Annotated in this window: 11 protein-coding genes and 1 tRNA gene; 10 read left to right on the top strand and 2 right to left on the bottom strand. The window is 42.8% G+C overall.

Annotated features, from left to right (window positions below; genetic code table 11):
- Positions 1 to 93 precede the first annotated feature (93 nt).
- Positions 94 to 1,437 (bottom strand): acetyl-CoA carboxylase biotin carboxylase subunit, encoded by a 1,344-nt coding sequence (gene accC / locus HCR01_RS29520; RefSeq protein ID WP_193199579.1) that lies wholly within the window; start codon positions 1,435 to 1,437, stop codon positions 94 to 96.
- Positions 1,438 to 1,899: 462 nt separating this feature from the next.
- Between accC and HCR01_RS29515 the strand changes: the two genes are divergently transcribed.
- The 6 genes from HCR01_RS29515 (at position 1,900) to tilS (ending at position 8,117) form a co-directional block, all read left to right on the top strand.
- Positions 1,900 to 1,980 (top strand) — tRNA-Leu (locus HCR01_RS29515).
- A 133-nt stretch (positions 1,981 to 2,113) separates the two neighbouring features.
- Positions 2,114 to 2,743, top strand: coding sequence for a chorismate lyase (locus HCR01_RS29510; RefSeq protein ID WP_193199578.1), 630 nt, complete (start codon positions 2,114 to 2,116; stop codon positions 2,741 to 2,743).
- A gap of 472 nt (positions 2,744 to 3,215) precedes the next feature.
- Positions 3,216 to 5,003 (top strand): DUF3352 domain-containing protein, encoded by a 1,788-nt coding sequence (locus tag HCR01_RS29505; protein ID WP_193199577.1) that lies wholly within the window; start codon positions 3,216 to 3,218, stop codon positions 5,001 to 5,003.
- Between the two features lie 203 nt (positions 5,004 to 5,206).
- Complete coding sequence (gene ccsB, locus HCR01_RS29500) at positions 5,207 to 6,268, top strand: c-type cytochrome biogenesis protein CcsB (RefSeq protein WP_193199576.1); 1,062 nt, start codon at positions 5,207 to 5,209, stop codon at positions 6,266 to 6,268.
- Between the two features lie 130 nt (positions 6,269 to 6,398).
- Positions 6,399 to 6,710 carry a KGK domain-containing protein gene (locus tag HCR01_RS29495; RefSeq protein WP_193199575.1) on the top strand — a complete coding sequence of 104 codons (312 nt, stop codon included), beginning with the start codon at positions 6,399 to 6,401 and terminating at the stop codon, positions 6,708 to 6,710.
- Between the two features lie 354 nt (positions 6,711 to 7,064).
- Entirely contained in the window at positions 7,065 to 8,117 is a 1,053-nt protein-coding gene (gene tilS, locus HCR01_RS29490) for a tRNA lysidine(34) synthetase TilS (protein WP_193199574.1), read from the top strand.
- A gap of 133 nt (positions 8,118 to 8,250) precedes the next feature.
- Here the strand turns inward: tilS and hmpF are convergent, their stop codons facing one another.
- The gene (gene hmpF, locus HCR01_RS29485; protein ID WP_193199573.1) at positions 8,251 to 10,011 is read right to left on the bottom strand and encodes a pilus motility taxis protein HmpF; all 1,761 of its coding nucleotides are present in this window, start codon (positions 10,009 to 10,011) and stop codon (positions 8,251 to 8,253) included.
- A 405-nt stretch (positions 10,012 to 10,416) separates the two neighbouring features.
- Here hmpF and HCR01_RS29480 point away from each other — a divergent pair, with 405 nt between their 5' ends.
- The 4 genes from HCR01_RS29480 to HCR01_RS29465 all read left to right on the top strand — a co-directional run bounded on the left by HCR01_RS29480 (position 10,417) and on the right by HCR01_RS29465 (position 15,692).
- A complete protein-coding gene (locus tag HCR01_RS29480) occupies positions 10,417 to 11,604 on the top strand; it encodes a response regulator (protein WP_193199572.1) in 1,188 nt (395 codons plus the stop codon).
- 193 nt (positions 11,605 to 11,797) lie between these two features.
- Positions 11,798 to 12,163 carry a response regulator transcription factor gene (locus HCR01_RS29475; protein ID WP_191759837.1) on the top strand — a complete coding sequence of 122 codons (366 nt, stop codon included), beginning with the start codon at positions 11,798 to 11,800 and terminating at the stop codon, positions 12,161 to 12,163.
- A 13-nt stretch (positions 12,164 to 12,176) separates the two neighbouring features.
- Positions 12,177 to 12,707: a chemotaxis protein CheW gene (locus HCR01_RS29470; protein ID WP_191759836.1), complete on the top strand. Its 531-nt coding sequence runs from the start codon at positions 12,177 to 12,179 to the stop codon at positions 12,705 to 12,707.
- 15 nt (positions 12,708 to 12,722) lie between these two features.
- Entirely contained in the window at positions 12,723 to 15,692 is a 2,970-nt protein-coding gene (locus HCR01_RS29465; RefSeq protein ID WP_193199571.1) for a methyl-accepting chemotaxis protein, read from the top strand.
- Positions 15,693 to 15,750: the final 58 nt, after the last annotated feature.

Here is a 15,750-nt window from a genome sequence, read left to right as displayed (position 1 = left end):
GGCATTGGGGAAGAGGTGCAAAGGTTAAAGGGCGAGGTTCTTCCCTTTTCCTCTTACCTCTTTCTATTTCACCAATCCCTATCCCCCAGTCTCTTAACTATTCATCTCCTGCACAAAATTGGTATAAATATTACCCTGTAAAAACTGTGGTGTTTCCATAATTTTTTGATGGAACGGGATGGTAGTAGGAAGTCCCGTGATGGCACACTCCCGGAGTGCGCGTTTCATCCGATTAATAGCAGTTGGTCGGTCTGGCCCCCAAACAATTAACTTGCCTATCAAAGAGTCGTAGTAAGGCGGGATTTGGTAATCTGTGTAAACATGAGAATCAATCCGAACACCAGGGCCGCCAGGAGGCAGATAACCACTGATACGTCCAGGGGAAGGTCGAAAGTCATGGTCGGGGTCTTCGGCATTTATGCGGCATTCGATCGCATGACCCTGCAAAACTACTTGATCTTGGGTAAGCTTAAGTCTTTCTCCTTGAGCAATTCGGATTTGCTCAACAACCAAGTCTACCCCTGTAATCATCTCTGTTACTGGATGCTCGACTTGAATCCGGGTATTCATTTCCATAAAGTAGAATTTCCCGGATCTATCTAAGAGAAACTCAATAGTTCCCGCCCCAGTGTAGTTGATGAACTGGGCAGCTTTGACAGCAGCTTGTCCCATTTTCTCTCGCAGGTCAGAATCGAGAGCAGGGCTAGGGGCTTCTTCAAGTAGTTTTTGATTCCGACGCTGAATCGAGCAATCCCGTTCACCTAAGTGAATGACATTACCGTAGTTATCCGCCAAAATTTGAAATTCAATGTGGCGCGGACGTTCAATAAATTTTTCTATATAAACGCCAGAATTGCCAAAAGCTGCTCCCGCTTCCCCTTGAGCTGCCATAAATAGTTTGACAAATTCGCTTTCAGCACGTACCAGACGCATACCCCGTCCACCACCACCTGCTGTAGCTTTGATCATTACTGGATAGCCAATATCCTTGGCGAATGCCAATCCTTCTTGCTCAGACTCTACCAATCCTTCACTACCTGGTACAGTTGGCACTCCAGCCCTTTGCATGGTTTCTTTAGCGGTGGACTTATCCCCCATTCGCCTTATGGCTTCTGGAGTTGGGCCAATGAAGGCAATATGATGGTCAGCACAAATTTCTGCAAACCGGGCATTTTCTGCTAAAAAGCCATAACCAGGATGAATGGCGCTGGCATTGCGCGTCAATGCGGCAGCAATAATATTGGGAATATTCAAATAACTTTTACTGCTGGCAGGTTCGCCTATGCAAACCGCTTCATCAGCAAGTTGGACGTGGAGAGCATTACGATCAACAGTGGAGTGAATCGCAACCGTCGCAATTCCCATTTCTTCACAAGCGCGAAGAATGCGAAGGGCTATTTCTCCCCGATTGGCAATTAATATTTTGTCAAACTTCATTTTCTAGTTTCGATATCAGTACCAGTAGATTGTCATTTTCTTCCATCCAATTTGAAATAAAACTTCCGTTATATTTCAAATTATGACAGGAGATTTCCAACCTTCATCTTCAGCAGAGTATAGGATCGGGCTTGCTGCCTCTACGGGTCTTAACTAGAGTAGCAACATTGCTGCTGTCAAGCTTTGCCAGTTTCCCAAACTAGGCTGTTGCGATCGCAACAGCGAAACTCCACGAGCGCCAAATCTGGAAGATTTTACGCTCATGTCAAACCCAAGGGAGCGATCGCACCATGCCTATACCTCTTTAAATATCACTTGTGCAGCTGCTAAATTTCTGTTAGTCTGATATCCGCTTTCAGAAAATTTGTGAAACCGTACACCTAAATTTTTTGGAACTTGAACTTAGATATCACCTTACTTTAATTATCTTGATATGCTATATTCTATATTTAGACAATCCATGCGGATGTGGCGGAATTGGTATACGCGCACGCTTGAGGTGCGTGTGCCTGTGGCTTGCGAGTTCGAGTCTCGCCATCCGCATTGTTTAAATATTAGTCAAAAGTCAATAGTCAAGGGTTAAAAAACCTGAGACTGTTGGCTTTTAACTTTTAACCTAGACTTAGCTCTGAATTTTTATGCTTTTATAGAAATAGGTGAAGTTTTGTAAAAAGCATTGACTACTACTTTTACGCCGACAAACAACTTAATACTGCCAGCAGCGTGGCATCGCCTAACTCCAATTTGGCAAGGTGGGGAGGTAGTCATTCAACAAGGTTTATCTCACACCCATCTGGCACCGACTTGGCAAATGCTACTTTTAGGCGACGGCTCGCCAACAAGACACTTAGAATTGCTTACAGGCAAGCCCACAGAAGTAGATGTCATTGATATGTCATTAATTGGCATGGATTTAGATGATGCTCCTGACTTAATCCAAGCTGTCCCAGGGCCACGACTACGGCGACAAGTGTGGCTGCGTACCCCCTCTGGTCAGCGATTAGCTTATGCAACCTCGTGGTGGGAAGCTAGTCATGTAGATGAATATCTACAAAATCGATCATTACCAATTTGGGCGAGTTTAGCCCGTCTCCGCACAGAGTTGTATCGAGATGTCCAAGGAATTTACTACGGTTACTCAGATGCACTACAGTCAGGTTTTAATGAAACTGGGCCTTTTTGGGGTCGCCACTATTTGTTTTGGCATCATGGACAGCCACTAACTTTAATTTATGAAGTTTTCTCGCCTTATTTAACTAAATATTTGGGGCCTATGCAGATGAGTGTTGTTAATGCATCGACATAGTGCCGCTTAAATTAATCAACAATTGCAAAATGTTTGTTATCAAGCAGCTTAGCCATCTCGTTTTACCTTAATGTTGATACGGCAAGCAGAGGAGCAGGGTGGAGAAAATAACTCTTGACTTTTGACCCTTGACTGCTGTTTCCTCAAACTTAAAACTAATGACTTGCAACTTTGTCAACTTAGGTTATATCCTCAGAGTGCTTGGAATGAAGCATTTTACTCTCGGAAAATTTTCGGCAGAGGCAACTGTCTTAGGAAATCATCCTGCAAAATCCAACACAGCGTGTTAAAAAAGGTAACTAACCATGAAAACACTGCTTTTGAGACAGTAGAGAAGTTTTGTTCCTGAAGTATCATCACATTCAGGGTAAAGAAATTTATGTAATTAGCTGCTTTAGCTAATGGGAACCCTTTTGGTTGAATCAACCAATCAGGTAAGTAATGAGTTTGCAAGTATGAGGTATAGGTTTCAATGGCACTGCCTATTGTGTCTGTTCCAATGAAGAAAAAAAAGAAACCATCTCTGATGTTAACGCTCTCGTCTGCTGGGTTATTGATTGGTGCAGGGAGTGCAGCATACTGGTTATTAACTCAGGGGCAGCCATCTTTTAGAAATTTGCCAGTAGGTGCAAATATTATTCCTCAAGATGCCCTGTTTACGGTTTCTTTAACAACAGATCCCAGGCAGTGGCAAAAATTGCGGGAGTTTGGGACAAAAGAAACCCAAGCAGAATTGGATAAAAATTTAGTGCAGTTGCGCGATCGCTTTCTGACTAACAATGGTTATGACTTCCAAAAAGATATCGCTCCTTGGGTAGGCGATGAAGTCACAATCGCAATTCTTGCCCCTCAAGCAGCGAGTCAACCTGTACCTAAACCAATTGCTACTGATGGAGATGCTGCTAGCAGTCAGCAATCGATGGTAATGGTTCTGCCAGTAAAAAATTCAGAAATAGCCAAAAACATTTTGGCACAACCCAAAACTCTTAAACAAGGCAAATGGATTGACCGCACATATCAAGGGATCGCCATCAAACAAAACGAGGGACAATCTGGGGAAAACTTTTCAGCAGCATTACTAGACGGGCGGTTCCTAGTCATCACTGATAATCCCAAAGCCACAGAAAGAGCGATCAATGCCTATAAAAATAAAACATCTCTAGCAAGGATTGGAGGCTTTGCCGAAAATTTCCCGAAAATTACCAACTACCAACCCTTTGCCCAGTTTTACGTCAATGTGCCAACAGCAGCAAAAATAGCTGCCGCTTCTCCAAATCGTCATTTACCGACTCAAGTCCTGGCTCAACTTCAGAATAACCAAGGTTTAGCAGGGACAATTACCTTAGAGTCAGAAGGAATCCGCCTAAAAGGCGTTTCTTGGCTCAACCCCAATAGTCAGCGTGTGCTAGCGGTGGAAAACAAAGCTGGAAAAATGCAAAGCCGCGTACCAGCAGAAACCTTGATGATGCTATCTGGCGGTAACTTACAACAATTGTGGGGAGACTATATTTTAACATCTCAAGGAAATCCCCTCTCACCAATATCACCAGAACAACTGCGCGGTGGAGTAAAATCTCTGACCAATCTAGATTTAGATCAGGATTTACTCAGCTGGATGAAAGGCGAGTTTTCCGTCTCAGTGATTCCAACTACCCAAAAAGAAGGTTCACCAGAGGATTTTCGTGCAGGTTTGGTAGTTATGGTACAGGCAAGTAATCGCCAATTAGCTGAAGCATCCTTACAAAAGCTGGATGATGTCATGAAAAATCAATATCAATTCCAGATCCAACGAGGGAAAGTCGCAGGTCAACCCGTTATTAACTGGATTGCACCCTATGGTACACTAACCGCAACCCACGGCTGGTTAGATGAAAACGTCGCTTTCTTAGTTGTGGGTGCTCCCATCTCAAGTAAAATTCTTCCCAAACCCAGCAACCCACTAGCTAATACTTTGCCTTTCCAACAAACAGTTCCTAGAGAACCCAATCCCACAAATGGTCAATTTTTCCTAGATGTGGAACGAACTGTGAAAAATTTTCCCCTCCCAACTCTGACTTCCAATCAACAACCTTTACTAGCAGCAACACGTTCAATTGGAGTGACTGCATCTGTCAGCGACAACCGTAGTAACCGCTACGATATTTTTTTAGCACTCAAGAAAGCTGGCAAACCAGCAGCTTTGCCTAGTCCAATCAGCAGCCCCAGCAAAGCAGCTATTTCTCTGCCAACTACTACACCATCTGTAACTAAATCACCTTGACATCATTCAGATAGGGGAGATAAAGGAGTAGGAAGTAATATAGTTTAATCAATCCCAAAATACTGTAATGCTGTAATATTTATATCTTCTTCCTTATCAGCTTCATCCGATTTCGCCTTTCCCATGTCCCATTGCCCTGTAAGCAGATAGGATCATAACAGTCAGAATCCATATTTTAACGAATTCACTGGGGAGAACACTTTATGAATCTGGTTGTACTCCAGAACTGGCTGGACAACGCCTCATTTGCCATATTATTCCTCACAATGCTGGTGTATTGGGGAGGGGCGGCTTTTCCGAATCTGCCTTATCTAGCCGCTTTGGGAACAGCTGGAATGGCGATCGCTAATTTGTGCATAGCCACCCTACTAGGCGCACGATGGATAGAAGCCGGTTATTTCCCCTTGAGTAATCTGTATGAATCCCTATTTTTCTTAACCTGGGGGATTACCACCATCCATCTAATTGCCGAAAATACCAGCCGTAGCCGCTTAGTGGGAGTTGTGACAGCCCCCGTGGCAATGGCGGTCGCTGCTTTTGCCACCCTGACACTACCATCCCAAATGCAAATGTCAGAACCTTTAGTGCCGGCTTTGAAGTCAAATTGGCTGATGATGCATGTCAGTGTCATGATGTTGAGTTATGCCGCTTTGATGGTAGGTTCTTTGCTAGCGATCGCTTTTCTAATTGTCACTCGCGGTCAAAATATTCAGCTACAAGGTAGTTCTGTAGGTACTGGTGGCTATCGCAGCAACGGTTATCGCTTGCACAAAGCAACTGAATTAATTTCTCAACCAACAACACCCCCTGTCGAAAATAATGGCTTTGCTCGTAATGAGCGCAATAACAACGGTAACGGCAACGCTAGCACTGCTGTTTTAAATTTAGTAACTGCCCCTGAGTCTCAAGTGATCGCATCTGTAGAACCCCTTTCACCCCAGCGCCTTAGTCTCGCCGAAACCCTTGATAATATTAGCTATCGCGTCATCGGGCTGGGATTTCCTCTGTTAACTATTGGCATTATTGCTGGTGGCGTTTGGGCAAATGAAGCTTGGGGTTCTTACTGGAGTTGGGATCCCAAAGAAACCTGGGCATTAATTACCTGGTTGGTATTCGCCGCCTACCTCCACTCCAGAATTACTCGCGGTTGGCAAGGGCGTAGTCCCGCAATTTTAGCTGCCACCGGCTTTGTTGTCGTCTGGGTTTGCTATCTTGGTGTAAATCTTCTAGGTAAAGGTTTGCATTCTTACGGTTGGTTTTTCTAAAAACCTCATTCTTTCCCTCTCTCCACTGCCAAAGAGAGGGAAAGCAGCACTAAATCTTTAAAATCATCATTTTATTTCGGATGAGCCGCTATGTCTGTAGAAGCTATAGATTTAGTGATAGGAGGTTTTTATGGGAGATGGATTCGAGAGACTCAATCACGATGAAGTTGTGTCTATAGAAGCAGACACTTTTAATAAATTAGATATTGCTAAAACTTTCAAAGTTCGTGATTTGATTACAGCGATTAAGGAATACATTGGAGCAGAAGGGACAACTGAAGCAAATCTGTATACTCAAGGATTAAATTGTGAAGTTTTGCAATTTAGTACCGAGGGATGGAGAAAAGGAAAAGTTAGACTTGCTTTAGAATTTTGTCTTGATGAACCTGAATCACCACTTGATGGAATTCATCAACAACTCAAACAAGTGGAAAACTTATAGAGTTGGCAGATCCAACTAAAAAAATTCTCACGCAAAAGCGCAAACGCTTCACATACCATTTCCAAAAATCTTTGCAATAAATGAATAGGTTGTATGAGCATACGTACTTTTCTAACCATGTTTGTGTATTAGATATTTCGTGAAATGATATTAGCGTCTTAACGGGTTGCAAATCTTAAATTTCAATTTACCAACGTAGATGGACGCCGATAAAATAGAAAATTATCTGTCTTGAAAAGTTTTGCGTCGGTAAACCCGGACGCGCAAACTCTTCGCTGTCTTGAAAAGTTTCCTAGGTTGGGAAACCTGCTATAGGAACTTTTCGCTGCGTCCATCTGTGGTTAAAAACCTAAAATGACATGGACTCCTTTACATGCAAAAACACATCGCACCATCAGATCGCGCCATTTATTTAAGCATAAACAGCGGCTATTAGTAGCTGTTTCAGGTGGACAAGATTCCCTATGCTTAATAAAGCTATTGTTAGATTTACAACCCAAATGGGGATGGCATCTAGGTATCGCACACTGCGATCATCGTTGGCGTTCTGATTCCCAAGCTAATGCTAATCATGTAGAAAAATTAGCTAAAACTTGGGATATATCCTTTTATTTAGAAACAGCCAATCAGGCTTTAAATAGTGAAGCTGCTGCACGCAATTGGCGATATCAAGCTTTAAGTGCGATCGCCCAAGCCAATAATTATCAATTTATTATTACAGGACACACAGCCAGTGATCGTGCCGAAACTCTGCTTTACAACTTAATTCGCGGTACTGGTGCTGATGGTTTGCAAGCCCTGACTTGGCAACGCCCACTAACTACGGGTGTTGTATTAGTACGTCCACTTTTAGAAATCACTCGCTCACAAACAGAACAATTTTGTCAAGAGTTTCAACTACCAGTTTGGGAAGATTCCACAAATCTTGATTTAAGATACGCCCGCAACCGTATTCGCCAAGAGTTGTTACCGTATTTACAAGAGAATTTCAACCCCCAAGTAGAATCTGCTTTAGCCCAAACAGCAGAACTTCTACAAGCAGAAGTGGAATATTTAGAGCAAGCAGCCCAAAAGTTGAGGCAAGAAGCGATGAAAATAGAAGTGGGAGAGTGGGAGAGTGGAGGATTAGAAGTTAGTGAGCAATTATACTATCCTCCCTCCTCCTCTTCTCTTCCTCTTCCCTTAAGGGTAAATCGTCGAGTATTGCAGACAGCACCACTGGCATTGCAACGTCGCGTGATGCGTCAGGTATTGCAGCAAATACTTCCTGATGCGCCCAGTTTTGAACATATTGAAAAATTAACGGCGCTAATCATAGCGCCAAATCGTTCGCAAACTGATCCATTTCCTGGTGGTGCGATCGCTCAAGTAGAAGGTGACTGGATCAGCTTGAAATCATCCTTTTGATATATAAGATTTTATAATTTTATCCAAAGCTCGCTATCACTATTGATAGTCACATGCTTAACTATAGTCACGAGTTACATATGCGTTTGCCCTGGGGCTTAAGCCCCTTGTCTCACCAAAGCCCCAGAACTTTTTAAGACGCTAGTAATTCTGGTTGAGACATTAAACTCTGTAGAGTATGGCGCATCTGGGCGATCGTCTGGAGTTGATAATCACCAGTTTCTTGGATTTGAGCCAAAGATTCTCCAATTCCTTGCAGCTTATGCCGTAATTCGTCTAAGGAATCCTGAATTGGTTGTAGTGCTTCTTGATAGAGATTTACCCGACTCCAGCATTGAGCGGTTGCTGTTCGCAGAGACAGTAGATTCTCCTCGATCGCTTTTAGTTCCTGGCGCTTCTCCTCCAAATCGTGGGTTTGATTGTCAATCATTCCCTGCGCTAGCTCAACACCACTACGCATCTGCTCAATCTCACGTTCCAGCTTTTGTATTTCCTGTGAATGTTGTTGTCGCTGAGTTTCAACTTGTAATAAAATCGGTTCTAAATTAATTTTGTTACCCTCTTCTTCATTGGCAACAGTATGTCCTTGCCGTCTTAGCAGAACAGCTTGGTGTTGCTTAAGAAACTTCTGCCGCTGTAGCATATTGCGGCGTTGTCCCACTAAAGTTTCGTTTAACATTTGATAGAGGTCTTTTTCATCCGCCAGTTCCATTTCTAAATTGATGTGGTCATGGTCAGACGCATTATTTAATTTATTTTGCAGTTCTTCTATAGTTTCTTGCTTATATGTCAGTTCTTGTTCTTGATCATGAACAAAGCTAGCGTCTATTTCTAACTTATACTGTAGGTCTTGCACTATCTTTTGCAGCTCTTCTAAAGCCATGTTCTGCAAAGCTTCCACATCAGCTTGTTGACCGAGAACTACATCACCCGATGTTGCAGCCAAGGAGTGAATCTGCTGGTATAAATCTTCCTGATTTCGTAACTGCTCCTTGAGTATCCGACTACACTCTTGCTTGTTGGTAAGATTTGCTGTATCCACTTGCAACTGGGCTGTTTGCTGTGCTAAAGAATTTTGTGCCTGTTGCCATGTGTTTTGGCGATCACTAAATGTTTGCAACAAGCGCTCCACTTCCTCTTGCTGTTCAGCAGCCACAGTTTTTTGCTGCTCCAGTTGTTGCCAATGTGGATTAAGCGTAGCTTGCTGCCTTTCAACTAATTCAAAAGCTAGATGGAGATGTTCCCTTACAGTTTCCGTGGGAGCAACGCGACTAGACAAGCGATCAAGTAACTCACTCATCACTCGACTTTGTTCCTCATCCAAGACCGTCCCCTGTAGGAAATCCGCTTGACGCTCCTCCAAACGACGCTGCTCACCTCGTAAATGCTCCCAAGCTCCTTCGAGTTCCTGGCGGTTACGCTCAATTTCTGCTTGCAAACGTTCAATCTCCTCGCGGGATGTGTCAACTACCTGTTTTTGCTCCTCCAGGCGTTGCAACTCACCCTCCAGTTCTTGCAGTTGTTCCGAGCGTACTTCCATGTCCATTTCACGGCGATTCAACTCTTGCGCCTGAAACGTTAACGACTGTTTCCACTGGTCAATCTCGTCTTCCTTGAGCTTAAATTTTTCCAACTGGCGAGAAAAATTCTGCAAAATATTCACTAGCGGACGCCCTGCTTCTTGAATCCGTTGTATTTGACGATTCGGATTCATTTCAACCAGCACTAGTGCGCCATCATTTAGTTTGCTTGCGTCTTCAGCTGTAATTACTTCTTCCGACACAGTATTCCAATTTTGGTCAGTCCGCTGACAAGCTAGCAGTTTCAGTTCAGTTTTAGAACCACCACCGAGTAAGCCGCCTTTTTGTTTTTGTACTTCTGCTAAATACAGCACACCTTTAGTCCTTATTGATGCACTCAAACTCGTGTTTTGGAATATACCTTAGATAATTCTGTTAACTTGTCTCACTGAACCTAAGTTTAGGGAAGACAGACAAAACTACTTATATACGTGAGATATTACGTCTTGATATTTATAGGGGCGATTTGGTCGCGCCTTTATATTTTGTACTGATGATAGTGATGATGACTTCCGTGTTAACACTAGCTTTGTCAAAGGTTATTACGAAAGTTTAAGGTTTATAGCTTAATATATCTCCCGATCAAAGCAAGGAATTAGAGAAAAATCTTTCTAATACCTCATAATCAATACCTAATACGCCTGCTTAAAACATGGAAAAATTAAGGCGCATAACTAATAAAAATGTCAACAGTATTACAAGGAGTACCTTTTAGCTAAATGCAGGGAAATTTAAATGAAATTGATATTTGCAGTATCTTGCAATTGATTGAGTTAGGACAGCGAACTGGACAACTATTGGTAGAAGCCCCTAGCTCTCACCATAACGACAAACTAGATGGAGAATCTCTTGGATATCGCCCTAAACAACAGTCTTGGTTCGTCTTTTTCCTCAACGGTAAAATTATCTATTGCCAAGAAGGCGAGAGTCGTTTATCCCGAATTAGTGATTATTTACATCATTACCGAGTTGAGATGCAGCTCGAAGAAATACAACTTGCCTGCCTATCATCAACAAACGCGCCAGAATATGCATATCTCTGGGCACTCTTAGAACGAAATATAATTCAACCGAAGATAGCTGGTAGTATAATCCACGGCCTGGTGCATGAAACCCTCTTTGACCTGCTGAGTTTGCACCAAGGTAATTTCATTTTCCATCAGGGTACAGCACTTGCCCCACAATTAAACACTTTGGAGATTGCTCCACTAGTTACTACAATTACGAAGCAAGTACAAGATTGGAAGCAGCTATATCCACATATTCAATCTCCTGAGCAACTACCAGTGTTGGCTGACCAAGTTCTACTACGCTCCTCACTCCCCGCAGCAACATTAAACAAGTTACAGCATTGGGCAGATGGTAAAACATCCCTGCGTCAACTGGCTCGTCATCTCAACCGAGACATTTTGACAGTTGCCAAGGCTATATATCCATACGTGCAACAAAATTGGCTACAACTAGTATATTCAGTTACACCTAAGCAAGAAAACTACATAAAAGATAGATTGGAAGGAAATCATAGAAAGCGGATAGTATGTATTGACGATGCGATCGCCATCGGTGAAACTATAGAGTCTATCTTGCAACCACAAGGGTATGAGGCAATCTCTCTGACAAATCCCTTAGAGGCTCTCAGTCTTGTTTTTCAACTCAAGCCGGATTTAATTTTGTGTGATATTACGATGCCGCAATTGGAAGGGTACGAAATTTGTGCCATGCTGCGACACTCAACAGTATTTCGGCTTGTACCAATTATCATGCTTACTGGTAAAGATGGATTTATTGATCGAGTCAGGGCTAGTATGGTCGGGGCAACAGATTATTTGACAAAACCATTTACAGACACTGAGTTACTAATGCTCATAGAGAAATATATCAGTAAAGAGTCTTGTGTATCTGCATAAACGAGATCTAAGACTTGTTGATTTAATAAAAGATGAGGTAAAAAATGTTATCACAGAGTCAGCAAACCCGGTGAAACATCAATATTCAGTAAATTAGTGAAAAAATAAAATTAATTTATACACTAAATGATTGCGGGGGAATCAGGGAATGTTCCAAATAGGAACGTCTACATCAGGAGGTAGATAGACACTTATGAGTACAGTTCTGATTGTGGAAGACAGTATCGCGCAAAGGGAGATGATTACAGACCTCCTGAAAGCAACTGGCCTAACAGTCACCCATGCCAGTGATGGATTAGAAGCATTGGAGGCAATTCAAAGCGCACCTCCCGATTTAGTGGTATTGGATATTGTCATGCCCCGGATGAACGGCTACGAAGTTTGTCGTCGGTTAAAGTCAGATCCGAAAACCCAAAATGTCCCTGTAGTGATGTGTTCTTCTAAAGGCGAAGAATTTGATCGCTACTGGGGCATGAAACAAGGTGCAGACGCTTATATAGCCAAACCGTTTCAACCAACCGAATTGGTGGGAACAGTCAAACAACTGCTGCGAGGATAAGGATGAAAACAATATGGTCAGCAAACCGGACTTTTTAAGTGGTAGTGGTCAAGACCACTTTCGTCCTGAATTACAAGTAGAAAGTCCTGAAGGTGAGTTACATTTGAGATTTTACATTCCCTCGCATCAGGAGTTTGCACTACAAGCAACTGGCATCCGGGAGGTAATTGAACTAAGTCCTGATAGAATCACTCCGATTCCTAATGCTTCTCCTTTACTTTTGGGTACTCTAAATTTACGAGGTCGAGTTATTTGGGTGGCTGATTTGGGCCAATTCCTTGGAGAAGCAAGTGCATTAAACACAGATAGAGCTGAAATTCCGGTGATTGCCATTGAAGAGCAAGACACAATAGTGGGTTTAGCAGTCGAGGAAATTGGTGGCATGGACTGGCTGGATATACAGCATCTCATGCCACCAACTAATATTCCAGATACTATGGCTCCCTTTTTGCGCGGAGAGTGGTTATTAGATACTAGAAAAAATCAGTGTCTACGACTACTCGATCAAATGGCAATTTTGCGGAGTGCGCGGTGGGCAGGATGAAATTGGGAGGAGGAAATGGCAGCAAGTATAGATGATTACGAGCCAACATATCAGCAGGCAATGACAGCCTATGTTCAGAGGAACTATGAAGTTGCCGCTACTTTAGTTGACCAAGTGGTGCAAAGTTTACCAAATGACCCTAACTCTCGTTTGTTACGAGGTCACATCTACTACGTTTTGCAGGAGTATGATGTAGCACGAGAAGAATATCAACAGGTGTTGTATTTGACTGACGAGCAAGAAATCATTGGCTTTGCCAATAATGGACTTGAAAATATTAATCAACACCTACAATTATTAGTTAGCCAGATTGATACATCCGCAGATCAAGAGCAAATCAATCCCGTAGATATGTCTGATTCTCTTTCTCTATTATCTAGTGAACAAGAATTTTCAGATTTGGCTACTAGTGAGGAGTTTGATAGCAGTAGCCTTGATTTAAAATCCTTTGCGGAGGATCAACAAGGTGTGAATGCACTGGAAGAGTTATCCTTGGATAGTCCATTTGATATACCTACAGACAGTATTGAATTTGGCAACACATCAGATTCCTCTACAACTTTTGGTGAAGCTGAAGATCCTTTTGACTTGAGTCAACAATTAGAGGAGCAAGAGTTGAATGGCAGCAATTGGGAGGGGCAAGCAGAATTAGAGCTACCTGCTTTCTGGCAAGAAAATATTTCAGAAGATAGCCTTGAAGAACCAGTAGAGAATAGTAATTTTCCAGAAATTGGCGCAAATTTAACTAACGAAAATTTAGCAATTGAGAATAATAGCAATAACTATTCACCTTTTGCCTCAGCCAATCCACAAACTAGCAATAGCCAGAAAAATTTCCCTGATTTATTGATTGAGTCCAAGTCTCAAGAGTCTAGTATTGAGAATTTGGAATTTAAAAAAAGTAGTTTAGGGGATGAAACTTTATTGATCATCGAAAGGGAACTCAAAAATGGATCAATGGTAGCAAATAACTTAGAATATAGCAGTCCAGATAATTTGTCTAAAACCGAACCAAATAATTGGTTGCAACAGGAGGAAGTCGGAGTTTCGGAAGCATTGCAGCCGAACCAAGCAGAGGTATCCTCATCTTTTAACAGCAATTTTGCCCAGGAAGAAAAGCAAGTAAAATCGGGTGAACTCATAGCTCAAAATAACTTTGATGACGATGAAAGTTTTGATATTGAAGCATTTGAGTCTACTTTCGGTTCAGAGGAATTTACCTCTGATGAAGATACAAACAGTATACCAAGTAGAGAAAATTCTAAGAGCAATATAGAATTTTTAGACGACTTTGAAGAATTTGACGATCTAGGGAATATTCCTGGATTTGACCTGATAGGAGGAGATTCTAACTTCGGTGATGTGGCGATGCATTCTGGTGCGTTAGAAACCAATGGCAGCCTACGCAGTAAAACTGTGGAGCCTACTTTAAATAATGCAGCTAGCGATCGCGAAGAAGAACTGTTCACAATTACTGGTTCACATGAAGCAGTCCCAGTTTTTACTCAAACAGATGCCTCGAAGATAGAACCCAATGTTACGGTCGAACAGGGTTTGTTAGCACCATTAGAAAATGCTCCTATCGAAAGGAAACAGTGGTTAGTCGCTGGGAGTGTGGGTATCATATCGGCACTGGTTGTAGCCACAGTCAGCTTTGTAGCCACGACATTTTCTCCAGCGCAACAACGGGAATCAGTCAGAAACACAGGTTGGGCAATGTCACTAGCAGCCGGGATTGCAGGTTTTGCTACCGCGGGCTTCATGGGGACTCTCACACTCAAGCAAATTCGGCGCACAACCCACGATCTGCAAACTCAGTTTGATGCTGTACGCCAAGGAAATCTCAATGCTCAAGCCACAGTATATTCTGAAGATGAATTTGGGCAGCTAGCCGCTGGCTTTAATGAAATGGCGCGGGTAATTTTCACCACCACGAATGAAGCCCAACGTAAAGCTGATGAACAAGAGGAAGCTAAAGAAAACCTGCAACGTCAGGTGATTCGTCTATTGGACGATGTAGAAGGAGCTGCTAGAGGAGATTTAACAGTCCAAGCGGAGGTGACAGCCGACGTACTAGGAGCAGTCGCCGACGCCTTTAACCTGACAATTCAAAACCTGCGGGATATTGTGCAACAGGTAAAAGTGGCAGCCAAGGAAGTAACAAAAGGTGCAACCAATTCTGAAACTTTTGCTAGAGCCTTATCTAGTGATGCCTTGCGACAAGCAGAAGAGTTGGCAGTCACGCTTAATTCTGTACAGGTAATGACTGATTCGATTCAGCGGGTAGCAGAGGCGGCGCGGGAAGCTGAAACTGTTGCCCGCGATGCTAGCACTATTGCCCTTAAAGGTGGGGAAGCAGTAGAAAATACCGTAGCGGGTATTTTGGAAATTCGGGAAACTGTCGCTGAAACTACCCGGAAAGTTAAAAGACTGGCGGAATCTTCCCAAGAAATTTCTAAAATTGTGGCGTTGATTTCCCAGATTGCCTCTAGAACCAACTTGCTGGCACTCAATGCTAGTATCGAGGCGGCAAGGGCAGGAGAAGCTGGACGCGGGTTTGCGATCGTGGCGGATGAAGTGCGTCAGCTAGCAGACAAATCTGCAAAATCCTTGAAAGAAATTGAACAAATTGTGATGCAAATCCAAAGCGAAACAGGCTCCGTAATGACCGCGATGGAAGAAGGCACACAACAGGTAATTAAAGGTACAAAATTGGCAGAAGAAGCCAAGCGATCGCTAGAAAATATTATTCAAGTAGCAAATCGTATTGACATTCTTGTGCGCTCAATTACCACCGATACTGTGGAACAAACGGAAACCTCCCGCGCCGTTGCTCACGTAATGCAATCAGTGGAACTCACCGCCCAAGAAACTTCCCAAGAAGCACAAAGAGTTTCTGGTGCTTTACAAAACTTAGTAGGTGTATCCCGCGACTTGATTGCCTCCGTTGAACGTTTCCGGGTGGAAACTATGGAAACTAGGTAATTAATCAATAGTCCAAAGTCCAAATTATTGACCCTTGACTGTTAACTCTTGACCCTTG

It is taken from the genome of Nostoc sp. MG11, from assembly GCF_014904695.1.
Taxonomy (GTDB): Bacteria; Cyanobacteriota; Cyanobacteriia; order Cyanobacteriales; family Nostocaceae; genus Komarekiella.
Note: the sequence above shows the minus strand (reverse complement) of the source record. Positions and strands in the feature narration are given on the sequence as shown.